19 protein-coding genes are annotated in these 23,708 nt (G+C 38.9%); 12 read left to right on the forward strand and 7 right to left on the reverse strand.

Going from position 1 to position 23,708, the window contains the following annotated elements:
• Positions 1–105: 105 nt before the first annotated feature.
• The 4 genes from OQX64_RS19740 (at position 106) to OQX64_RS19755 (ending at position 6,870) form a co-directional block, all read left to right on the forward strand.
• Positions 106–1,785, forward strand: a complete 1,680-nt coding sequence (locus OQX64_RS19740) for an alpha-amylase family glycosyl hydrolase (RefSeq protein WP_265820057.1) — start codon at positions 106–108, stop codon at positions 1,783–1,785.
• Between the two features lie 216 nt (positions 1,786–2,001).
• Entirely contained in the window at positions 2,002–3,369 is a 1,368-nt protein-coding gene (locus OQX64_RS19745; protein WP_088299401.1) for an MFS transporter, read from the forward strand.
• Positions 3,370–3,905: 536 nt separating this feature from the next.
• Positions 3,906–5,465, forward strand: coding sequence for a S10 family peptidase (locus OQX64_RS19750; RefSeq protein WP_265820058.1), 1,560 nt, complete (start codon positions 3,906–3,908; stop codon positions 5,463–5,465).
• 442 nt (positions 5,466–5,907) lie between these two features.
• A complete protein-coding gene (locus OQX64_RS19755; protein WP_265820059.1) occupies positions 5,908–6,870 on the forward strand; it encodes an acetyl-CoA carboxylase carboxyltransferase subunit alpha in 963 nt (320 codons plus the stop codon).
• A 499-nt stretch (positions 6,871–7,369) separates the two neighbouring features.
• On the opposite strand, the gene OQX64_RS19760 is transcribed toward OQX64_RS19755, so the two are convergent.
• From OQX64_RS19760 to OQX64_RS19770, 3 genes are all read right to left on the reverse strand, one after another.
• Complete coding sequence (locus OQX64_RS19760) at positions 7,370–7,924, reverse strand: REP-associated tyrosine transposase (RefSeq protein ID WP_088299397.1); 555 nt, start codon at positions 7,922–7,924, stop codon at positions 7,370–7,372.
• A gap of 235 nt (positions 7,925–8,159) precedes the next feature.
• Positions 8,160–11,207, reverse strand: a complete 3,048-nt coding sequence (locus OQX64_RS19765; protein ID WP_265820060.1) for a DUF2723 domain-containing protein — start codon at positions 11,205–11,207, stop codon at positions 8,160–8,162.
• Between the two features lie 226 nt (positions 11,208–11,433).
• The gene (locus tag OQX64_RS19770; RefSeq protein ID WP_265820061.1) at positions 11,434–14,460 is read right to left on the reverse strand and encodes a protein O-mannosyl-transferase family; all 3,027 of its coding nucleotides are present in this window, start codon (positions 14,458–14,460) and stop codon (positions 11,434–11,436) included.
• A gap of 367 nt (positions 14,461–14,827) precedes the next feature.
• Here OQX64_RS19770 and OQX64_RS19775 point away from each other — a divergent pair, with 367 nt between their 5' ends.
• The 4 genes from OQX64_RS19775 to OQX64_RS19790 all read left to right on the forward strand — a co-directional run bounded on the left by OQX64_RS19775 (position 14,828) and on the right by OQX64_RS19790 (position 17,562).
• Positions 14,828–15,769 (forward strand): ribose-phosphate pyrophosphokinase, encoded by a 942-nt coding sequence (locus tag OQX64_RS19775; RefSeq protein ID WP_088299394.1) that lies wholly within the window; start codon positions 14,828–14,830, stop codon positions 15,767–15,769.
• 152 nt (positions 15,770–15,921) lie between these two features.
• On the forward strand, positions 15,922–16,506 hold the full coding sequence (locus OQX64_RS19780) for a 50S ribosomal protein L25/general stress protein Ctc (protein WP_088299393.1): 585 nt from the start codon (positions 15,922–15,924) through the stop codon (positions 16,504–16,506).
• Positions 16,507–16,685: 179 nt separating this feature from the next.
• Positions 16,686–17,246 (forward strand): aminoacyl-tRNA hydrolase, encoded by a 561-nt coding sequence (gene pth / locus OQX64_RS19785; protein ID WP_265820062.1) that lies wholly within the window; start codon positions 16,686–16,688, stop codon positions 17,244–17,246.
• Positions 17,247–17,277: 31 nt separating this feature from the next.
• Positions 17,278–17,562: a hypothetical protein gene (locus tag OQX64_RS19790; RefSeq protein ID WP_088299391.1), complete on the forward strand. Its 285-nt coding sequence runs from the start codon at positions 17,278–17,280 to the stop codon at positions 17,560–17,562.
• Positions 17,563–17,651: 89 nt separating this feature from the next.
• On the opposite strand, the gene OQX64_RS19795 is transcribed toward OQX64_RS19790, so the two are convergent.
• Complete coding sequence (locus OQX64_RS19795; RefSeq protein WP_088299390.1) at positions 17,652–18,317, reverse strand: tetratricopeptide repeat protein; 666 nt, start codon at positions 18,315–18,317, stop codon at positions 17,652–17,654.
• Positions 18,318–18,441: 124 nt separating this feature from the next.
• Between OQX64_RS19795 and recF the strand changes: the two genes are divergently transcribed.
• Positions 18,442–19,545: a DNA replication/repair protein RecF gene (gene recF / locus OQX64_RS19800; RefSeq protein ID WP_265820063.1), complete on the forward strand. Its 1,104-nt coding sequence runs from the start codon at positions 18,442–18,444 to the stop codon at positions 19,543–19,545.
• Complete coding sequence (locus OQX64_RS19805; protein ID WP_265820064.1) at positions 19,538–19,828, forward strand: DUF721 domain-containing protein; 291 nt, start codon at positions 19,538–19,540, stop codon at positions 19,826–19,828. The genes recF and OQX64_RS19805 overlap by 8 nt, the downstream gene beginning before the upstream one ends.
• 76 nt (positions 19,829–19,904) lie before the next feature.
• Here OQX64_RS19805 and OQX64_RS19810 read toward each other — a convergent pair whose 3' ends face one another.
• The 3 genes from OQX64_RS19810 to OQX64_RS19820 all read right to left on the reverse strand — a co-directional run bounded on the left by OQX64_RS19810 (position 19,905) and on the right by OQX64_RS19820 (position 21,456).
• Positions 19,905–20,081 (reverse strand): hypothetical protein, encoded by a 177-nt coding sequence (locus tag OQX64_RS19810; RefSeq protein WP_172406415.1) that lies wholly within the window; start codon positions 20,079–20,081, stop codon positions 19,905–19,907.
• A gap of 57 nt (positions 20,082–20,138) precedes the next feature.
• Positions 20,139–20,906 carry an FKBP-type peptidyl-prolyl cis-trans isomerase gene (locus OQX64_RS19815; RefSeq protein ID WP_088299387.1) on the reverse strand — a complete coding sequence of 256 codons (768 nt, stop codon included), beginning with the start codon at positions 20,904–20,906 and terminating at the stop codon, positions 20,139–20,141.
• A gap of 130 nt (positions 20,907–21,036) precedes the next feature.
• Positions 21,037–21,456 (reverse strand): nucleoside-diphosphate kinase, encoded by a 420-nt coding sequence (locus OQX64_RS19820; protein ID WP_025144153.1) that lies wholly within the window; start codon positions 21,454–21,456, stop codon positions 21,037–21,039.
• 198 nt (positions 21,457–21,654) lie between these two features.
• Between OQX64_RS19820 and OQX64_RS19825 the strand changes: the two genes are divergently transcribed.
• Both OQX64_RS19825 and OQX64_RS19830 read left to right on the forward strand, forming a co-directional pair.
• Positions 21,655–22,665 carry a DHH family phosphoesterase gene (locus OQX64_RS19825; RefSeq protein ID WP_265820126.1) on the forward strand — a complete coding sequence of 337 codons (1,011 nt, stop codon included), beginning with the start codon at positions 21,655–21,657 and terminating at the stop codon, positions 22,663–22,665.
• A 37-nt stretch (positions 22,666–22,702) separates the two neighbouring features.
• The gene (locus OQX64_RS19830) at positions 22,703–23,677 is read left to right on the forward strand and encodes an FKBP-type peptidyl-prolyl cis-trans isomerase (RefSeq protein ID WP_088299385.1); all 975 of its coding nucleotides are present in this window, start codon (positions 22,703–22,705) and stop codon (positions 23,675–23,677) included.
• Positions 23,678–23,708 lie beyond the last annotated feature (31 nt).

The following is a 23,708-nucleotide window of genomic DNA, read 5'->3' on the forward strand; positions in this document are numbered from 1 at the left end:
CCATGTTTGTCACCTTTTCGATTACGCAAAGTAAGTCATCATATGCTTATCTTGATCTTAATGCTGCTCTCTTCATCATCATTTGCACAAAAAAGGAGTAAAAAAATGAACGATCGACAAATCGTGATCTATCAGTTATTGCCTCGGTTATTTGGAAATAAAAACACTAAAAATATCCCTTACGGCACCATTGAACAAAATGGTTCCGGTAAGTTTAACGACATTACTGATAAGGCTTTAGACGGAATTAAGGAACTTCATGTAAACTACATTTGGTACACCGGAGCCATTGCCCACGCCAGTTTAACCGATTATGCTGCCTATGGGATTAAGGTTGATGATGCCGATGTGGTAAAAGGCCGGGCAGGTTCGCCCTATGCCATCCGCGATTATTACGACGTGAATCCTGATTTAGCCGTTGATGTTAAAAACCGGATGCAGGAGTTCGAAGCTTTGATCAAAAGAACACATGCAAAAAATCTAAAAGCCATTATCGATTTCGTTCCTAACCATGTCGCCAGAAGTTATCATTCATACGCCAGGCCAAAAAATGTGATTGATTTTGGTGCGCAGGATGATCCGAGCAAAAGTTTCAGTCCGAAAAATGATTTTTACTATGTTCCGGGTCAGCCGTTCGTGGTACCCACCAACGGAGAAAAAACGCCTCTTTCTGCGCTGCAGGATGGAAAGTTTGAGGAAAATCCGGCTAAAGCCACCGGAAACAATGTGTTTTCAGCGGTGCCTAAATATGATGACTGGTATGAAACCATTAAACTCAATTATGGGGTAGACTATCAGCATGGAGAGAAACAGTATTTTGATCCGATTCCGCCAGTGTGGTTAAAAATGAAAGATATTTTAATCTTCTGGACTCATAAAGGGGTGGATGGTTTCCGATGCGATATGGCCGAAATGGTGCCGATTGCCTTCTGGAACTGGGTAATTCCACAGGTAAAAAAAATAAATCCGGATCTGATTTTTCTTGGCGAAGCTTACAATCCGCAAGTATACAAGCAATACCTGGACGAGGGTAAATTCGATTATTTATACGATAAAGTTGGATTATATGATGGCTTAAAGCGATTGATCAAAAACGAACCAAATGCAGATGTTAAAGATATTCGTCACGTATGGCAGGCAGAAAGTGCTGGTTTTGGCAAACACATGTTGCGCTTTTTAGAAAACCATGATGAGGAAAGAATTGCTTCTGCAGGATTTGCAGGGAAGGCCGAACTGGCTTTACCTGCAATGGTGGTTTCGGCAACCTTGGGCCAGGGCCCCGTAATGTTATACTTCGGACAAGAAGTAGGCGAGCCCGGTAAAGGTGCAGAAGGTTTTGGTGGCGATGATAACCGCACCACGATTTTTGATTATTGGGGCGTACCTTATCATCAGCAATGGATGAACGGCGGCTTATTCGACGGATACGGTTTAAATGGAGATCAGCAGGCGTTAAGGACTTATTATCAGCAGTTATTAAAAGTAACCACAACCAGTGATGCCGTTTTACATGGTGAAATTTATGATGTTCCACAAAACGGAAACATGAATAACCGCATGTATGCTTTTATTCGCTATTCGGGCAAGCAACGTTTATTAGTGGTTGCGAACTTCGACAGGGACCAAACTTTAGAAGCAACTATTGAAATACCGGATCAAATTCTGAAAGTAAAAAGTTCTTCGCCGGTTACCGATTTATTAACAGATAGAAAGTTAAATATTCCGGCGGGAACAAGTATTCCTGTTAAACTTGAGCCTGTTTCGGCGCAGGTGATTGAATTTTAAAAAGTATTAACCACAGAGTACACAAAGAAAAAGCACAGAGCAAGCAGAGAAGTTTTAAAATGTCAACGTCTTTTGTGTAAAAAATCGGTGTGCTATGTGGTAAAAAACAGAACCAAATAACAATGAGCTTACAGAGGAAATGAACAGTTAGCAAATAGAAACTTTGTGTCCTCCGTGAAAAACGCTGTGCCCTCTGTGGTAAAATAACGAAAAATAATGAGCTTAAAAACAGTTTTCGAGAACCCGAAATTAACACTGGTTCAGATCATTAACATGAGTGTTGGATTTTTCGGAATCCAGTTTGGCTGGGATTTACAACGTGCCAACATGGGGCGTATTTATGAAAATCTGGGGGCCAATCCAGATCAGGTTCCCTTATTGTTTCTAGCCGCACCATTAACCGGGTTGTTGGTTCAACCGATTATTGGTTACTTGAGCGATAGAACCTGGCACCCGAAATGGGGAAGAAGAAGACCCTATTTTATGATCGGGGCAATTGTGAGTAGTCTGGCACTGATCGTGATGCCACACAGCAGCGTGCTGTGGATGGCAGCAGGTTTGCTTTGGGTTTTAGATGTTTTCGGAAACATAGCGATGGAGCCTTTCCGTGCTTTTGTTACCGATAAATTGCCTGATAGTCAGGTGAACCGTGGTTTTATTATGCAAAGCATGATGATCGGTTTGGGTGGAAGTGTGGCTTCAGCGTTACCCTGGTTAATGAACAACGTCTTTCATTTGCAAAACACAGCTGCAAAGGGAATCATTCCTGAAAATGTGAAGTTTTCGTTTTACATCGGTGCTTTTTTCTTTTTCGCAGCCGTATTGTGGACGGTCTTTACCACGAAAGAGTATCCGCCACAAGAAAACGAACTTCCGGAAAAAGAAAGCAGAGGTTTCAGGAACGGTGTAAATGAAATTTTCAGTGCATTGAAAAATATGCCGAAGCGCATGCAGATTGTTTCATTGGTGCAGTTTTTCACCTGGCCGGGGTTATTCCTGATGTGGTTTTATTACACTACTGCGGTTGCGGTAAATGTATTTGGTGGCAAAGATGCTGCCGATCCGGTTTATGCACAAGGCGCCGATTTTGGGAGTTTGACTTTGGCTTATTATAGTGTCATTACGTTTCTTTTTGCATTGGTGTTGCCCAAAATTGCTGATGCTTTAGGAAGAAAAACAACCCATGCCATTTGTCTAATCTGTGGTGCCATCGGACTGATCAGCGTAGCTTGGGTACATGACAAAAACATGCTGTATCTATGTATGACGGGTGTTGGCATTGCCTGGGCCAGTATTCTTTCCATGCCTTATGCCATGCTGAGTGGTTCTTTACCAAAAGATAAAATCGGGATCTACATGGGCATTTTTAACTTCTTTATCGTGTTACCAGAGATTATCGCTTCGCTGGGTTTCGGCTGGTTAATGCGAAACGTATTAAATAATGATCGCCTTTTGGCGGTTCAATTGGGTGGTGGCCTGATGATTTTAGCTGCAGTGATTTGTTATGTCTTCATCAGAGAACCGAAAAAAACAGATGATGTTTTGACAGTGAAGTTGGGTGTTGAAGAGAACAGATCGGTGTAAGATTGTTGATCGTTCTTCGTTGACAGTTGGTAGGCTTCGATAAAAAGATTGCTGTATCAAGTTCAGGAAGACGACCGCATTAATCCCTTGTTCATATCAATACAAAAAGCAGCTTAAAATTGAAAGGAAGCTTACAAATTTAAATTTGCCCTTCGCTATTGCCATCCTGCTACCCGGCCTAGGAAATGATGGATGGTGAAAACGATTAAAGCTTCCACCACAATCTTTCATACCACTACCACCCAAGGCAGCACAAGCACCCGATTTTTCATCGGGTGCTTGTGCTGCCGAAATAAAGTTTTAACGAATTTATCCGACATCAGTTACAAGCCTTGACTTTTGCTTGCTCTTGTTAAGAAAAAGAAGAAAGCCCTTCGGCGGCCAGCCGATGCCAGCCATCGCAGTAGGAAAAACTGCACGATTCGAAAAAATCTCGGATCAAGTTCAGGAGAACATACGATTTGGTAACATTTCTACAGCGATTTTTGATTAACGCTTCTTAAGTTTGATATTTAAACATTCAAACCAAACCTTCAATGAAATTCAAACTTGTACTCGCTACCTTCTTATGTGCAGGCTTTTTCGTCAATGCACAGCAAGAGCCGAAGAAAAACCAATCAAAAGAAACTAAAACCACCACAGAATTAACCGTTAAAGAAGAGCCGAAACCTGCAGCTAACGAAAGAACCATAAAAGTGGAGAGCACTGTAGTGACCAATCACACTGTGAATATCAACGGTAAATCCGTTCCTTATAAAGCTACAACAGGTACTTTACCCGTTTGGGATGAAGACGGAAAACCTATTGCAGGCTTGTTTTACACTTATTATGAGCGGAGCGATATTTCCAATCGAGATAAGCGACCATTGGTGATTTCCTTTAACGGCGGTCCGGGCTCGGCATCGGTTTGGATGCATATTGCTTATACCGGTCCGGTGGTTTTGAATATTGATGATGAAGGTTATCCGGTACAGCCCTATGGCTACAAAGAAAATCCGTACTCTATTTTAGATGTTGCTGATATTGTTTACGTAGATCCGGTTAATACAGGTTACTCTCGTGCGGTGAGTAAGGATGTACCGAAAGAAAAGTTTTTCGGCGTAAAAGCTGACATTAAATATTTAGCTGAATGGATCAATACTTTCGTCACCCGCAATAATCGTTGGGCATCACCAAAGTTTCTTATTGGCGAGAGTTACGGTACCACCCGCGTTTCAGGTCTGGCTTTGGAACTACAGAACAACCAATGGATGTATTTGAATGGCGTGGTTTTGGTCTCGCCGACAGAATTAGGCATTGAAAGAGGTGGCCCTGTTGATGCTGCCTTGCGTTTACCCTACTTTGCGGCTACGGCCTGGTACCATAAAGTGTTGCCTGCAGATTTACAGTCGAAAGATTTAACCGCCATGTTACCCGAAGTTGAGGCTTTTACCATTAATGAACTCATTCCGGCAATTGCACAGGGAGGGATGTTGAGTGCGGATAAGAAGAAGGAAATTGCAAACAAAATGGCACGATATTCCGGCTTATCAGAAAAGGTAATCATGGATTATAACCTTAACGTACCAACAGATTTCTTTTGGAAAGAACTGATGCGAGATAAAGGGTTCACGGTTGGTCGGTTAGATTCACGTTACCGCGGCATCGATAAAATGAGTGCTGGCGAAGGTCCTGATTACAATGCCGAATTAACTTCCTGGTTGCATTCGTTCACGCCGGCTATTAATATGTACATCCGCAATGAACTCCATTACAAAACAGATTTAAAATATAATATGTTCGGTTCTGTTTACCCTTGGGATAAAGCAGGCGACCAAACCGGAGATAATCTCCGCCAGGCGATGGCACAAAATCCATTCCTCCGCTTATTGGTGCAATCCGGTTATTACGATGGTGCCTGCGATTATTTCAATGCCAAATACAGCATGTGGCAACTAGACGCCGCCGGTAAATTAAAGGATAGAATGACATGGGAAGGCTACCGGAGCGGACACATGATGTATCTGCGAAAAGATGATTTGAAAACGGCAAATAACCACATCAGGGAGTTTATCAAAAAAGCGTTGCCAAAAGAAGGAGAGGCGGCTAAGTTTTAGCTATGATGGTGGTGATTATAGGATGCTAAGATAGTGTAGAGATATCGTTCATTCAATAATGGGAGCGCAAAGGCAGTGCAAATATTAAAGTTTGTTCCTGCTTTGCGCTGTATTCCCGATGAAAAATCGGGAGATGCCGCTTCAATCAGGGCTAAATCGGTTAGGCTTGTGGCACGGAAACCCCTCATAGTAGCGGTAACCTGAATAATTTAAACCCGACCACAGTGGATGCTTTACCAAAGCATTACTGCCACTGCTTTCCAAATGATTTATTTAGAAGCAACAGATTTCACAGTACATAAACTTTAAGGTTTGACAACTCAAATCGTCAGCATGCAGGAAAATTTGTCAATGCTGCCAGGGCAATTTATCTGCTTAAAAATTCAAAGCGTAAACTGTTGCCTGCAAACTAAAAATAAATACTTATTTTTGTGGCTCAATTATGCAGCAAATAAAAACATCATTCGATTTTGAAAAACCTATTGCAGATTTAGTTCAGCAAATAGAAAAGGTTAAGCAGGTTGCCGATAAAACTAAGGTAGATATGTCTGCCACTTTAGATGAGCTTGACGGTAAATTAAATGAAACAACCAATAACTTATATAAAAATTTAACAGGCTGGAATAAGGTTCAGATGAGCCGTCACCCGGATCGTCCGCAAACGCTTGATTATATCAGCATGATTTGTGATGATTTTATTGAGCTTCACGGCGATAGAACGGTTAAAGATGATAAAGCCATTATTGGTGGTTTTGCGACCATAAACGGCCAAACCGTAATGGTTATCGGTCATCAGAAGGGCAAAAATACGAAAGAGCGTCAGTTTCGCAACTTCGGTATGGCTAACCCTGAAGGTTACCGCAAAGCTTTACGTTTAATGCGCCTGGCAGAAAAATTTAACAAACCTGTTGTTTCTTTTATTGATACCATGGGTGCTTATCCGGGTTTAGAAGCAGAAGAACGTGGTCAGGGTGAAGCCATTGCCAGAAACTTATTAGAAATGTCTGTACTCCGTGTGCCGATTATCTGTATTGTTGTGGGTGAAGGTGCATCAGGCGGTGCTTTAGGGATTGGTATTGGCGATAAGGTTTATATGTTAGAGCATACCTGGTATTCTGTAATTTCTCCTGAATCTTGTTCATCTATTTTATGGAGAAGTTGGGATTTTAAAGAAAAAGCTGCAGAATGTTTAAAACTAACATCTGATGATATGTTTGGCAACAAGCTGATTGACGGAATTATTCCGGAGCCGCTTGGAGGTGCGCATCAGGATCCGGAGCTGATGGGCAAAACGTTAAAAGAATACCTGATTAAAGATCTGGCAGCTTTGGGTAAATTAAAAACCGATAAAATGATTGAGCAAAGAATTGATAAATTCTGTGCAATGGGAGTTGTAAACGAATAATCATTAACTAACTATATTTTTTTTGTCCCGTTTGGCCTGGCTGAGCGGGATTTTTTTTTGCAGTTCACGCTCGTTTGAAACGAGCGTGTAAATAGGTTGCCGTATTTTACGGCGTGTAAGGGTAAACTGGTTTTGTATACTTTTACGATAAAATCGTAAGGCTATTCTTGCACTCGTTAAAAGCAAGCGCAAGCGCTATAGAGCGGCTTACGCTCGTTTGAAACGAGCGTGTAAATAGGTTGCCGTATTTTACGGCGTGTAAGGGTAAACTGGTTTTGTATACTTTTACGATAAAATCGTAAGGCTATTCTTGCACTCGTTAGAAACGAGCGCAAGCGCTATAGAACGGCTTACGCTCGTTTCAAACAAGCGTGTAAATAGGTTGCCGTATTTTACGGCATATAAGGGTGAACTCGTTTTATACATATTTACAATAAAATCGTAGGGCTATTATTGCGCGGCTTTAAAATCGAGCGCAAGTACATATCTCATGCATCTCTCAATCAATGTCTAACAATTCAATTTCTATTGGGCCTCCTAAATTATAATAGTTGGATGCTGAACTATAAATATAATGTTCTGGCTCAGACACTATTCCAGCTCTAACCGGATTTTGATGAATGTAATTCAACTTTTGAAATGTAAAATTCGGACTGATTAATTCAACCGCATGATAACCATCTTGCCAAACTTTATAGTTTTCAATTCGTGTAAGATATTTTCCAGCAAATTCAAATTTATTAAGCAACCATTTCCTGCGACTTTCATTTTCAGAAGATATCTCTTTAATAATAGCCTTGTTTGTGAATTTTTTAAAATCTCTTATGATTTCAAAAAGCTTGACATTTGTATGGGTAGATGCAATAAGATGGATATGATTTGTCATTAAACAGTATGCGTAAAGTATAAGGCCTTTGTTTGATTGGCAATACTTTAAAGAATCCATGATAATTTCTTTATAAGATTGACGGGTGAATATATCCACCCAATCTACAATCGTAAAAGTTAAAAAGTAGATACCTTCTGGATTCCTAGCCTGATACTGATCTGACATTCAATAAAAATATTTATTTATACTGAAAAATCATAATTGCTTACACTCGATTCTAATGAGCGTTTAAATAGTTTGTCGTATTTACGACTTATATGCCAAATTAATCTTTATGCATCTTTTTACGATAAAATCGTAAGGCTATTCTTGCACTCGTTAGAAACGAACGCAAGCGCACAAAAAAAGCAGCTACAACTAAATGTAACTGCTTTGTAAGCTTATATTTTAATCATTAAGTTTATTGCCCTGGGCCTTGCTGACCATAATAACCTGAAAATTTAGCCTCCAATCCAGCAAATATTTTTTCCAGTTGTGTGCTTACCTTTTCCTGGCCGGCAGCCTTGCTGGTTTTAATCATTCTGTCTAAATAGTAGAGGCCTGTCTGCACATTTTGCGATCCGGTTAGTGAACGTTTAGATTGCGAAATATCACTCAGGAAAATAAGTTCTTTATTGATATAATCTGCTGATTGTGTTAAAATTTCATTTGCCCTGGCTGTTTCACCTAACTTATACAGATTTTCGGCCATGTAATATTTTACCACTACGGTACGAATGCCAAAGAACCGTTGTGGCATCACTTCATAATATTTATCTACCACTTTTTTAGCTTCGGTATTTTTTCCTTCTTTAATTAAACTTCCGGCGAGGTTACTGAAGATATTGGTGAAAATAAAGGTGTCATCTGATGATTGCGGATCTAAATAAGTGGCAGTTTTCATGTTGCCCCATTTAAACTTGGTCATTACGTTGTTGTAAAGAACCGGAGTATTTAACTGTTCAGCCCTTTCTTCATTATTAGCCGTATCTGGTTTAAGTGGCATCAAGCGTAAGGCCAGGCCTTCACTGTATAAGTATTTATCCAAACCATTGTATTGATCTGAAGGTACAGTAGAGGCAAAATAAATCGGCCTTTTCCAGTTGTTGTGTGCCAGGATATCCAGCATGGCTAAAGTACCTTTAGTAACATACCCTTTGTTGAATGTCCAGTCCATTTCAGGAGTAATTTTTGCTGCATTGGCAGGAGAAACGGTTCCTGTACTGATTACCTGTTGCGGATCAATGGTGATTTTGAAATTTTTAGTAGGCAGGAAGTTAGATTTAGTACCATCCTGCATGGCTACTTTATCATTGTCATCATTGGATAAAAGTAATTCCACGATGTTTTTAAGTTCCACATTACCTGCAATTTTATAATCATCGAAAGGCATTACATCTCTTTCTCCCTGTACATATTGTTCAGGTTTCATGGTGATTGGCAATGGCTCAGATTGATTTTGTTTCTGTCTTAAACCATTAATGTACCAGTCTGTATCGAATAAGCTTAAATTCACAATGCGGACATCAGGGCGAACATTTTCAACCTCCTGGATGTACCAGAGCGGATAAGTGTCATTATCGCCATAAGTAAACAAAATGGCATTGGGTGCGCATGACTGAAGATAATCCAGTGCAATATCATGTGCCACCATTTTTGTAGAACGATCGTGATCATCCCAGCCTTGTTCAGCCATAATTACAGGTGCAACCAGTAATCCAATCACGGTAGCGCCAATGGCACCGGCGGTTGGGCTTAGCTTTTTGAGTACCCACTCTCGAATGGCCAGAACCCCGAGTCCAATCCATATCGCGAAGGCATAGAATGAGCCTACATAAGCATAATCACGTTCACGAGGTTCTAAGGGCTTTTGGTTTAAGTATAAAACAATGGCAATACCGGTAAAAAAGAAGAGTAAGGCCACCACACCGGCATCTTTTTGATTGCGTTGAAAATGCCAGATGGCACCTAACAAGCCAATAATCAATGGCAGAAAGAAAAAGCGGTTGTAAGCTTTATTATCAACTGTTGATGGGGGCAAATGACTTTGATCGCCAATTTTCCAAGAGTCAAAAGCTTTAATGCCACTTAACCATTCTCCTTCATAACCGCTTCCCTGACCTTGTTCATCATTCTGGCGGCCAATAAAATTCCATCCGAAATAACGCATATACATGTAACCGATCTGGTAGCTGAATAAGAAACCTACGTTATCTACCAGGTTTGGCTTTTTAGCATCATCAAGGTGCATCCATTCTTTATAAAATGCGGCATGAGGGGCATCATCGCTATACATACGGGGGAGCAAAGTATTGTTGTTGTATTCGTATTCCGTTTTTGTACCTGCTTTTTCATACTTATCATTCCCTTTTCTCCAGATGGTTTTTCCCCCCTCTTTAATTCCGGTCCGTTCAGAGTTGTAGTTAGGTCCGTAGCCCAGTGGCCTGTCGCCGTATTGTTCACGGTTAAGGTAGCTTAAAAAGGAGAAAGCATCTTTAGGGGCACTGTTATTTAAATTTGGATCAGCTTTTGCCCGGATGATGATCATGGAGAATGAAGCATATCCGAAAATAATGAGTACTGTTGAAATCAAGCCCAGGTTTAATAATTTCTTTTGGTGTTTAATGGAGTACCTGATTCCCCAAACCAATAAACCAATTAATACGATCGCAAAAAACAGCACGCCTGTTCCGAAGCCAAGACCTAAAGTGTTCACGAAGAATAAATCGAAATAGGCACCGAAGGAGACTAAATATTGAATAATGCCATATTGAATAACAGCTAAAATTAAGATTCCAGCAATCAGGGTTTTAAAAACACCAGCGGTAGTGGCTTTGCCTGTTCTTCTGAAATAATATACAAAAGCAATTGCCGGAATGGTTAATAAGTTTAGTAAGTGAATACCAATAGATAAACCCATGATATAGGCAATAAATAACAGCCACCTGTCGGCTCTCGGCTCATCGGCATGAGATTCCCATTTTAGAATTGCCCAGAATACAATAGCTGTAAATAAGGATGATTGAGCATAAACTTCTGATTCTACTGCAGAAAACCAGAAACTATCTGAGAAGGTATAAGCCAGCGCACCAACCGCTCCGGCACCCATAATGCTGATTAACGTACTTTTTGAAAGCACCTCGCCTGGTTTAACCAGTGTTTTTTTAGCCAATGCCGTAATCGTCCAGAATAAGAACATGATCGTAGCACCGCTTGATACTGCAGAACCAATGTTCATCCAGTAGGCAATTTTTGTAACATCACCAAAGGCAAAAATAGAGAAGAAGCGTTGGATCATTAAGAATAATGGTGCGCCTGGCTGGTGTACCACCTGCATTCTGTATGCTGATGCGATAAATTCTCCGCAGTCCCAAAAGCTTGCAGAGGGCTCAAGGGTTAAAACATAAGTTATGGTAGCAATTAGAAAGCAGATCCAGCCTACTATATTATTGACTTTAGAATAATTCATTGGTTATTTAATGATATTAAAAAATTGTTTTCACATAAAAATGCTGCCGAAATTAACTATTCTAGTCGATAAAACTGGTAAATTTTTAGATTGATTTAACAAATTTTAACGGCTGCAGGTTATTTTACCAGGTGCTTTATTGCCTTTTAAATGTGGTGAAAAAAATAAAAACCCATAAACAGAATCATAGATGCTGATTATGGGTTAGGTTTAAATGTACTTTTACTTAGCTTGAGGCAAATGGGGTAAATCTTTGTATTAATTCGTTGTATTGATTTTCAAGTTGCTTACTCAACCCGCTCTGCTTAAATGTTTGCGTCAGCTTGACCATCTGAGCAAGATAGGTAAGGTAAATACGAACGTTTTGCGCTGATGCGAGTTGATCTTTGCTTTCAGAAACGTCAGCCAGATAGGTCAGCTCTTTGTTGATGTGATTGGCGGATTTGCTGATCATTGCATTTGCCCGGTTTAAATCATTCAAACGATAAAGGCTTTCTGTAAAATAGAAAGTACTTACCACCTGGCGCATGGTATAAAATTTGTCAGGTATCACCTGAAAGTATTGATTTGCTATTTTTTTACCTTCATTAATTTTCCCCTCATCAATTAATTTAGTTAACAGCCCGCTAAACATATTTGAAACATAAGTCACATCATCAGCTGACTGTCTGTTCAGATGATTCGCATTTTTGATATTGCCGTACCCGTATACGTTCATCAGGTTATTGAACATCGGTTTTGGGTTAATCAGATCCTTACCGTCAGCTTGTGAACGATCTGATTTCAGCGGCAACAGGTGCTTGTTAAGGCCTTCTGTATATAAGTATTTATCCAGTCCGATGTACTGCTCATCTGGCATAGCACTGGTGAAATATATTGGTCGTTCCCAATTGTTATGAGTTAGAATATCAAACAAAACTAAGGTACCTTTGCTGACATAATTCCCCGTATATGTCCATTCCATGCTTTCAGCAATTTTTCCGGCATCTTCTTTTGGCACCGTTCCGGTATCTAAAACTTGTTTGGGATTTACTGTTAATTTTAAATTCCGGGTAGGGAGGATATTATATTTAGTGCCATCATTCATCGTTACTTTGTCTGCATCATTATCTGATAGCAGTACTTCCAGAATATCTTTTAATTCAACATGTTGTGCAATTTTATAATCCTGGTAATACATGACATCCCGGGTACCGGCAACATATTGTTCTGGTTTAAGCGTTATTGGCAAAGGTTCCGATTGATTCTGTTTCCGCTTCAAACCATCAATATACCAATCGGCAGTAAACAAACTCAGGTTAACCACCCGTACATCCGGACGAACATTTTCCACTTCCTGTGCATACCAAACCGGATAAGTGTCATTATCGCCGTAAGTAAAAAGAATGGCATTAGGCGCACAAGATTCCAGGTAATTAACAGCCATATCATGAGCAACATGACTTTCTGAACGGTCATGATCATCCCAGCCTTGAACAGCCATCAATACCGGCACCATTAAAATTGCGGTAAATGATGCAAACAGGCCCGCTTTTGCCGGTGAAAGTTTTTGAAAGAGCCAATCTTTCAGCCCCAAAACACCCAGGCCAATCCAGATGGCAAAGGCATAAAAAGATCCTACATAAGCATAATCTCTTTCGCGGGGTTCTATTGGTACTGAGTTGAGGTAAATCACAATTGCAACTCCGGTAAATACAAACAATAATCCAATTACTCCTGCATCTTTATGATTGCGCTTAAAGTGCCAGATAGCACCAATTAATCCGATAATCAATGGCAGAAAGAAAAAACGGTTATAGGCTTTGTTTTCTGTAATAGATGGTGGCAAATGGCTTTGATTGCCCAGCCTCAAAGCATCAATTGGCTTAACGCCACTTAACCAGGCACCATTACGGCCTCCTAATTGTCCGTCTTCATTATCTTGCCTGCCCACAAAATTCCACATAAAATAGCGCATGTACATTTGCCCGGTCTGAAAAGAGAACATATAACTTAAATTATCCATTAAAGTAGGTTGATGTGCATCATCAAAACCCATGTAGTTTTTGTAAAAATTGATGTGTTCAGGCTTATCGCTATACATTCGTGGCATTAAAGTTTTGTCAGCAAAAACATATTCTGATTTGGTTCCGGCAAGTTCATATTTGTTTTTCCCCTTTCTGTAAAGTGTTCCGGTTTCTTTAATGTCGATTTTTTCTGAATTGTAATTTTCACCATAAAGTAAAGGACGATCACCATACTGAGATCGGTTAACATAGCTTAAAAAGTTAAAAGCATTTTCAGGGTCTGTGTTATTCAAATTTGGTTTCGCATGTGCCCTGATGATTAAAATAGCGAATGAGCTGTAGCCAAAAATGAGCAGCGTTGTAAACAGCAGAATTATGTTCAATGCTTTTTTATGCTTGCGGATAGCGTAATGGATTCCATAAACGAGTCCGCAAATAAGTAATAACACAAAAAATAGAATACCACTGCCAAAGCCAAGACCTAATGTATTTACAAAGAAAAAATCGAAGTTCGCCGCAAATGAGACCAGGTATTGTATAATTCCAAATTGTACAGTTGCCAATGCCAGAATTGATATGACAAAAACTTTAATCACATTTTTCAAGCGGGGATTTGGATGCTTTTTGAAATAATATATGAAGATCAGCGCTGGGATAGCCAATAGGTTTAAAAGATGTATGCCAATCGAAATACCCATCATATACGCTACGAATAGTAACCATCGATCAGCCTTTGGTTCATCTGCATGAGATTCCCACTTTAATATTCCCCATAATACTATTGCGGTGCAGAGCGATGACATGGCATAAACTTCAGCCTCAACGGCCGAGAACCAAAAGCTATCAGAAAAAGCATAAGCCAGCGCGCCTACCAGACCGGCACCCATGATACTGATTAATTTAGAAGTGCTTATTTCTTCTTCTTTTTTAAGAATCGTTTTTTTTGCCAATGCTGTAATGGTCCAGAATAAGAAAAGAATTGTACCTGCGCTTGCCAAAGCTGAAGATACATTCATAAAATAGGCAACCAGCGTTTTATCGCCCAGGGCAAGCGTAGAAAATAACCGCTGGATCATGGAAACCATTGGTGCACCTGGCTGGTGAACAACTTCCATTCTATATGCTGCTGCAATAAATTCTCCGCAATCCCAGAAACTTACAGATTGATCTAAAGTGAGGATATAAGTGAGCGCAGCAATAAAAAAGCACAGCCAACCCATAGCGATGTTGATCTTTGAATAATTCATAGTAAAATTTAGTCTTTGATAATAAATGATTTATGTGGTTCCTGATTAAAAATGTCGTAGAAAAAAATAAAATGTTGCACGGCATATGATGATTTTTTTATCTTTGCAATGCAAAAAGGAAGAGTAAGAAAAAATTGAAAAATTTTTTAAAATGACTCTTGCATATTTCAAATAAGCTTCCTACATTTGCATTCCCTTACGAGGGGTTAACCTCGGGAAAGTTTGTCCGATAGTATAAGGGTAGTACGACAGTTTTTGGTACTGTTTGTCTTGGTTCGAATCCAGGTCGGACAACAAATTTATCATCGGATCGTGTTTTTAAATAACATGATCCGATTTTTTTTAAACCGTAAACTACACACGGATTATGCCATTGCAGTTTAACCCGGTAAAATTATTTTCCGGAACAGGTTCACGAGGACTATCACTGAAAATTGCCGAAAGTTACGGCAAGCCACTTGGTGATGTTACGATCCACAAATTTAGTGATGGAGAATTCCAGCCTTCTTTTGACGAATCAATCCGCGGCTGCGATGTTTTTTTAATCCAATCTACTTATCAGCCTAGTGATAATTTAATGGAACTCTTGTTGATGGTAGATGCGGCTAAAAGGGCATCGGCACATTATATTACGGCAGTTGTTCCTTATTATGGTTTGGCCCGTCAGGATAGAAAGGATAAACCACGTGTAGCAATCGGCGCCAAATTGGTAGCAAACTTATTAAAATCAGCAGGTATCCACCGCATTATGACGATGGATTTGCATGCGGCTCAGATTCAGGGTTTCTTTGATATTCCGGTAGATCACCTGGATGGATCAGTGATTTTTGTACCTTATATTAAAAGTTTAAATCTGCCAAATTTAACCATTGCATCTCCGGATATGGGTGGTTCATACAGGGCCAGAACTTTTGCAAAGTTTTTCAATGCAGAGGTAATTATCTGTGATAAACGCCGTAAACGGGCCAATGAAATTGAATCCATGTCAATTATTGGTGATGTAACCGGGCAGGATGTAGTGTTGATTGACGATATTTGTGATACCGCCGGAACATTATCAAAAGCTGCGGCTTTGATTATGGAAAATGGTGCGGCTAGCGTAAGGGCAGTCTGTACACATGCGGTATTATCTGGTAAAGCCATAGAAACGGTTGAAAATTCTGTGTTAACAGAATTGATCGTAACAGATACCATTCCTTTAAGAATGGAGAGTGAAAAAATAAGGGTGCTGAGTACCGCAAGTTTATTTGCCAGGGCAATTGCCAATGTAAATGAGCACGGTTCAATTAGCGACTTGTTTAAAGTATAGCGTTAAGCGTGTTGCGGTAGGCGTTTAAAAGGCCAAAAGAACTTACGCTGAACAAAAAGAGAGTTTGAAAAAGTTGAAGGTTAAATAGTTTAGGGCGTAAGGTCTTAATACTCGATACTAAAACTTGCTACTAATAAATAAATATAAATAAAATGAAAACAATCGCAATTAGCGGTTCTCCAAGAGAGAACGTAGGGAAACGCGATGCCAAGGAACTTCGTTACGAAGGTAAGGTTCCGGCGGTATTGTATGGTGGAAAAGAGCAACAACACTTAGCAGTGGTTATTGCTGATTTAAGAGATGTTATTTATACCCCGGAAGTAAATTTTGTGGAAATTGATGTAAACGGTACTAAAACTAAAGCGATCGTTAAAGACACCCAGTTTCACCCGCTTACTGACGTATTAATGCACATCGATTTTCTTCAGTTGTTCGACGAGAAAGAAATCGTTATGGAAATTCCGGTTAAATTAACAGGAACTTCTCCAGGTGTTAAAATGGGGGGTAAATTGATTCAGAAATTACGTAAGTTACGTATCAAAGCATTACCTGCTAACATGCCACAAAATGTTGAAGTAAGCTTAGAAAAATTAGAAGTAGGTAGTTTATACCGTGTGCGTGATCTTAAAGCTGAAGGTTATGCCATTACAAATACTCCTGAAGATACGATCGTTTCTGTTGCAATGTCTAGAGCATTAAAACAAGCAGAAACTGAAGCTGCTAAAGGTAAAAAATAGTACAAGGATTTCACTGATTAAAGTGATTTCACAGATTAAAAGCGGTGCAAAAGCAATTTTGTACCGCTTTTTTATTCAAATTTTGTCTTAACTTACGCTACCCGTCAGAAGCTAAAGTTACTCCCTAGGTTTTCCAAAACCCATTTTCCATCTTCCATTAAACATTATATCTTTGCGCCATGAAATATCTGATAGTTGGCTTGGGTAATATTGGTCCGGAGTATGCGCATACGAGGCATAATATTGGATTTGATATTGCTGATGAATTGGTGAAGGGCCTAGGGGGCAGTTTTGATAATATCCGGTTGGCCTATTATGCTGAAGTGAGTTTCAAAGGAAAAAAACTTCATGTCATCAAGCCTACAACTTTTATGAACCTCAGCGGTAAAGCCGTAAATTATTGGATGAAGGAGTTGAAAATTACTCCTGAAAATGTATTGGTTATTGTTGATGATCTGGCGCTCCCACTGGGTAAACTCCGGTTAAAATTACAAGGCTCAAGTGCTGGTCATAATGGCCTAAAAAGTATAGAGGAAGTTTGTGGCGGACAAAATTATGCCCGTTTAAGATTTGGTATTGGGAATGATTATCCTAAAGGTCGTCAGATCGATTTCGTTTTAGGTCTGTTTGATAAAAATGAACAACTGGAATTGCCTGCGCTTATTGATAAAAGTGTAGAACTGATTAAAAGTTTTGTTACGATTGGTCCGGCACATACCATGACAGCTTTTAATAAATAACATCGAATCATCATTATTAAACTTCATCTTCATGACTTTCATCGAATTTAAAGATTCCTTAAAATCTGATCATCCGCCCATAGGTTTATCTGTTCCATTAAAGGCACTCTGGTTTGATGGAAAAGGTGATTGGGATCAAGCGCACCATGAAGTAGATCATTTGGATGATGCTATCTCCGCTTTGATTCATGCTTATTTACACCGTAAAGAAGGCGATACCTGGAATGCAGATTATTGGTATAGGAACGCAAAAGAAAGCCGGCCACAAATTTCACTGGAAGAGGAATGGGAACAGTTAGTCGTACGATTTCTATAAAAGCTTTTTTTTTCCGAAACAATTAAGATTTCCACCAACGAAAAAAGACCATCTTTCAATGGTCTTTTTTCGTGATATCGTCGTTTAAGTTATTTAACCTGTTCCTGTGCCCTTGCGATATAGGCATCTACCAACTGTGCTTCTGCACTTTCAGGGTATTGTGTCTTGATTTTGGTGTAAGCATCAACCGCACCGTTAAAATCTTTCAGGTTTTCATTTACCAGACCTAGTTTTTTAAGAAACATTGGTGAAGTAAATTTACTGGCTTTGTCTGATGCTTTTTTATAATAAGTAGCAGCTTGCTTGTAGTCTTTCAGTTCGCTATACGCATCACCCAATAAGCCTAAAGCCAATGGATCTGCAACCGGACTGCCAGTTGCGCTATATTTTCCAAGTGCATCAATAGCTTGTTTATATTCACCTTTACGTAAATAAATTCCGCCAAGATAAAGGTTAGCTAAATTAGCAGATTTAGTATTGTCATATTCATCAGCAATTTGTGCTAAGCCTGGATAACCACCTTCACCTTTAACAGCTTTATTGTATAAAGAATCAACACCTACATAAGATTCAGCCTTAAACATTTTGCTTGCTGCCTCTTCAGCACGGCCTTTTAAGTACACATTTTGATACCAAAAATATACACCGATTAATAAAACTACAGCACCTGCAATAAAAAGCAAGCTCTTATTATTTTCCTGTAAAAATGAACCTTTTTTAATAGGTTGAGTAGTCTGGTTATCTGTTGTAGACATGTTTGTTTAAAAAATTAAGATTGCAAAAATACATTTTTCAATCAAAGTATCAACCTTTATTTTGAAGTATTTAATTAAACATTAGTTATTTAGAGGTTAAAAAACGGTAAATTGCGCCATATTTATGTGGTTAAAGAATATTACGCTTTTAAATTTTAAAAACTATTGCGATGCAGATCTCCGATTTTCAGATACTGTAAACGTTTTTACCGGGAATAATGGTTCAGGTAAAACCAACATGCTGGATGCCATTCATTATTTATGCCTGTGTAAAAGTTATTTTAACCCGATTGATGGTCAGCAGATTAAGACCGGAGAAGATCTGTTTATGATTCAGGGTGATTTTGACCGCAATGAAAAAAATGATAAAATTACCTGTGGCGTAAAGAGAAATCAAAAAAAGCAGTTCAAACTGAACAAAAAGGAATACGAAAAACTTGCCGACCATATTGGTTTATTTCCTGTGGTGATGGTTTCTCCATATGATGTGAACCTGATTATGGAAGGTAGTGAGGAGCGCAGGAAATTTATAGATAATGTTATCTCTCAGACCGATTCACATTATCTTGATCAGCTCATTGCCTACAACCGCATTCTTTTAAATAGAAATGCTTTTTTAAAGCAAATCGCCATCACCAGAAAATATGATCCGACATTGCTGGAGATTCTGGATGAGCAACTGGTGATCGCGGGAAACAAAATTTTCGCAACCAGAAAAGCATTTATGGATGAGTTTATTCCACTCTTTAACGACTATTATCAGTACCTTACCGAAAATAAAGAAACAGTTGCCTTAAATTACCAATCGCAATTGTCAGATATGCCATTTGATGAGTTATTGCGAAAATCGGTTGAAAAAGATCGGGTGTTAGAACGCACTACAACCGGTATTCATAAAGATGAGCTCGCTTTTGTCATCAGTGATATGCCGCTGAAAAAATTTGGTTCGCAAGGTCAGCAGAAGTCTTTTTTAATTGCTTTAAAACTGGCGCAATATGCCTACCTGGCAAAAAATAAAGGTTTTAAACCGCTGCTGTTGCTGGATGATATTTTCGATAAGCTGGATGATCACCGGGTACAGAAATTGATGCAAATGGTATCTCACCAGGATTTTGGGCAGATCTTTATTACAGATACCGGAAAAGAAAGAGTAAAATCTGTCTTTGAAAAAATAGAAGTTGATGTAACTTTGTTTGAAGTTAAAGAAGGACAAATAAGCCATGCGTAAGCCGAATGATGTAACGATGAAAGATGCCATCAGCAAAATGCTTGATGTATATCGTTTACGTAGAAAATTTGATGAAACATCCATCCTGGCTATCTGGCCGGAAATTATGGGTACCGCCATTGCAAATAGAACTACACAAATCTATATAAAGGATAAAAAGTTATTTATCAGAATAGAATCATCCGTAATTAAAAATGAACTGGTAATGGTTCGTCAGGGCATTATACAAAAGTTAAATGAACATGCCGGTAGTGTGGTCATCAATGAAATGATATTTCTATAATGGCTTATAAACAGAAAGCGCTGGATGTATAACCCAACGCTTTCTTATTTTGATTCAGCACCAAGTGCCTTTCAAATTAACTTCTTCCGCCGCCAAATATTTTAGCCAGAATCCAGATCACTAGTGCTACTACTATTACGACTACGATTACGCCTGACCAAACGCCGGCTTTGAAAATACCTCCAACAAGTTCACAACTGCTTAAGGTAGTGCATAAAAATGCGATTAATGCTACAGGTAATATCTTTTTCATACTGATGTTATTTTTTTATAGCTAACATCGAATACGAAATAAAGTTTTAATCACGGGCTATTTACCGTTAACTTTTAGCAATTCCACTTCAAAAATTAGAGCGCTATATGGTGGAATATCAGCTCCGGCACCACGCTCGCCGTACGCCAGTTGGTATGGGATAAAAAATTTATATTTAGATCCTGCAGGCATCAATTGTACACCTTCAGTCCATCCTGGAATCACCCTGTTTAACGGAAAGCTGATGGGTTCACCACGATCATATGAGCTGTCAAATTGTTTTCCGTTCAGCAAAGTTCCTTTGTAGTGTACTAAAACAGAATCTGTAGCGATAGGTTTAACACCTGTTCCAGCGGTTATCACTTCGTATTGCAGTCCACTGGCAGTCGTTTGTACGCCTGCGCGTTTTTTGTTTTCTTCTAAGAAATCTTGTCCTTCTTTTATCATTGGTCCGTATTTAATTTTATTGGCTTCAGCCTCAGCCTTATTTTTAACTGCTGATGCTTTGGTAATGGCTGCATTGATATTTTCCTGAGCCTGTTGTGGTGTTAAGATTAATTTTCCGCCTGTAAATGAATCCTTTAAGCCTTTTATCAGCATCTCATAATTTAAAGCTGATAATCCGGTCGTTTTTAACCCTGCTCCAATAGAGGTTCCGAAGGCATAGCTGGTAGAATCTAACCCAGTTCTTAAACCAGAAATAACCCTGGTGGTTTTAGTTATAGTTGTTTTTTTAGCAACAGGTTTTTTTACGGCTGCTTTTTTTTGTGCATAAGTGGCAATGGAAAGGGTTGAAAGGCAGGCTGCCAGGAGAATTGTTTTCATTTAATAATAAGGTGTAATGTTAAAACGGTTTTATACGCTGGATATTTTAAGCTTGAAAGATACGAAATTGATAAAACAATAAAACCCCGAAATCTCGGGGTTTTAGCATAAAAATATTTTTTACAATTGATTAGAAACGCTCATCTGCCTTGAAGAAGAAGTTTCCTTCAATCTCCGCGTTTTCATCAGAGTCAGACCCGTGAACGGCATTGGCATCAATTGATTTGGCATATTTCTGACGGATCGTACCTTCTGCCGCTTCGGCAGGATTGGTTGCGCCGATTAATTTTCTGAAATCTTCAATCGCATTGTCTTTTTCAAGGATAGCAGCAACAATTGGTCCTGAAGACATGAAGCTTACTAAATCTTTGTAAAATGGGCGTTCAGCGTGCACCGCATAAAACTGACCGGCAGTTTCATCCGTTAATTTGGTATATTTTAATGCGATGATTTTGAAACCTGCATTGGTAATGTCGTTTATGATCGATCCGATGTGGCCGTTTGCAACTGCATCAGGCTTGATCATGGTAAAAGTTCTGTTCGTGCTCATTGTGTTTGAATATCAATTTTTCTGCAAAAATACGTTTTATTGATGAATAATCAACAGCCTTGTATAAGATCATGCTATACTTAATAGTTGTACAATCAGTCATCTTCAGGAAAGCCTTATTCATGATATATCATCCGGCTGTCTTAAAATCCTTTAATCCTATACTAAAAATACTTAGCTTTGCAACGCAAAAAATATATGCTTACACTACCTGAGTTAAAATCTTTACTGGCTACGCCACAACGAATTGTCATTACCACACATCACAAGCCGGATGGAGATGCCATGGGTTCATCATTAGGGCTGTATGGTTATTTAATCCAAAAAGGTCATCATGTAAAAGTCATCACGCCAACTGATTATCCAACTTTTTTACACTGGATGCCTAACAATTCTGATGTAATTATTTATACTGAGGAGCATGAAAAGGCTGCCAAACTGGTAGATGAAGCTGCTTTGATTTTTTGTTTAGACTTTAACACCTTAAGTCGAATTAATGAACTAGGTGAGCTCGTCAGGGCGTCAGGTGCTAAAAAAGTAATGATTGATCATCATTTAGAGCCTGAAGATTTTGATGATTACCGCCATTGGAGCATTAATGCCTGTGCGGCAGCACAGTTGGTATATGACTTTATTGTCAACCAGCTGGAAGATAAAGCTGGAATCAATAAAGATGTTGCCACTTGTTTATACACTGGTATTATGACGGATTCAGGATCGTTTCGTTTCGAATCAGCTACATCTGATGTATACAGAATTGCGGCAGACCTGATTGATTTAGGTGCTGAACACTGGAAAATTCATCAGCAGGTATATGATAATGCCAGTGAAGACCGTTTGAGGTTCCTGGGTTATTGCCTTTCCAATAAATTAGAAATTATCAGGGATTACAATACTGCAATCATTGCTGTCACTAAAGAAGAATTAGCCCGTTTTAACAGTACTACAGGTGATACAGAAGGCGTGGTCAATTATGCGCTTTCCATTAATGGCATCAGGCTGGCAGCACTGATTATTGAGCGCAGTGATAAAGTAAAGCTTTCAGTAAGATCTACGGGTGATTTTCCGGCAAATGAAATCTGTAAAAAATATTTTAATGGTGGCGGACATCGAAATGCTGCCGGTGGTGCCTCAGAAAAACCTTTGGATGCGGTAGTAAACGATTTCAAATCCATTTTAGAAGAGTATAAAAATCAATTAATTGCGTAAAGCAGATAACCAAATTAAATAAAGTTTAAAATACAAAATGAAAAAAGGAATTATTGTTCTTGTAGCTGCAACATTAGGGTTGGCAGCTTGTAACAAAGAAAAAAAAGGTGCTGGTGGTTTATTGTATACCATTCACCATTCTGAAGGAAAAGAGAAAATCAAAGAAGGTGATATCATTAAAATGAATTTCATCCAGAAAAATGATAAAGACTCTGTTTTGGGCAGCACTTATGATAATGAAAATCCACAGGTTTTTCCAGTTCAAAAGAAAATGTATGCTGGTGACATGAATGATGTGTTAACTTTATTTGGAGAAGGTGATAGTGCAACTTTCAAAGTGAATTTGGATACCATGGCTTTTTATAGTAAACAGCCTAAGCCAGAGCAGTTTAAGAATGATAAGTATATTACCTTCACTATCAAGGTAGAAAAAGTTTTCAAAAAGAATAAAGGTGAAGCTGATTCAACCTTCAATAAAAGAGCAAGTGAGTTTTTTCAGGCAGATTTTAAAGCCAGTGCAGAGAAAAAGAAAGGTGCTGAAGAGGGTAAAATTAAAGCTTACGTTTCTGATAACAATTTAAAAACGAAAACTTCTGCAAGTGGTTTACAATATATCATTACAGCACCTGGAAATGCAGAACGTGCACAACTAGGTGATACAGTAACATTAAACTATACCGGAAGATTAGCTAAAAAAGACAGTAAAGGTAAATATCCGGTATTTGATACCAGTGATGAAAAAATTGCCAAAGCTGAAAATAAATTCCAGGCAGGCAGACCATATGGCCCAACTAAAATGGCTTTGGGCGGAACCATTCCAGGTTTTACTGAGGCATTGCAATTGGTTGGTAAAGGTGGAAAAATCACTGCTATCATTCCTTCTAAATTAGGATATGGTGAGCAGGGTGCCCCACAGGTAGGTATTATGCCTTACAACCCAATTGTATTTGATATTGAGATCACAGATATCAAAAAGGCTCCTGCAGCAGCAGCCGCACCAATAAAAAAATAAATAAATTAAAAAGGTGTTGTTCTTTCTGAGC

This window comes from Pedobacter sp. GR22-10, from assembly GCF_026239715.1.
Taxonomy (GTDB): domain Bacteria; phylum Bacteroidota; class Bacteroidia; order Sphingobacteriales; family Sphingobacteriaceae; genus Pedobacter.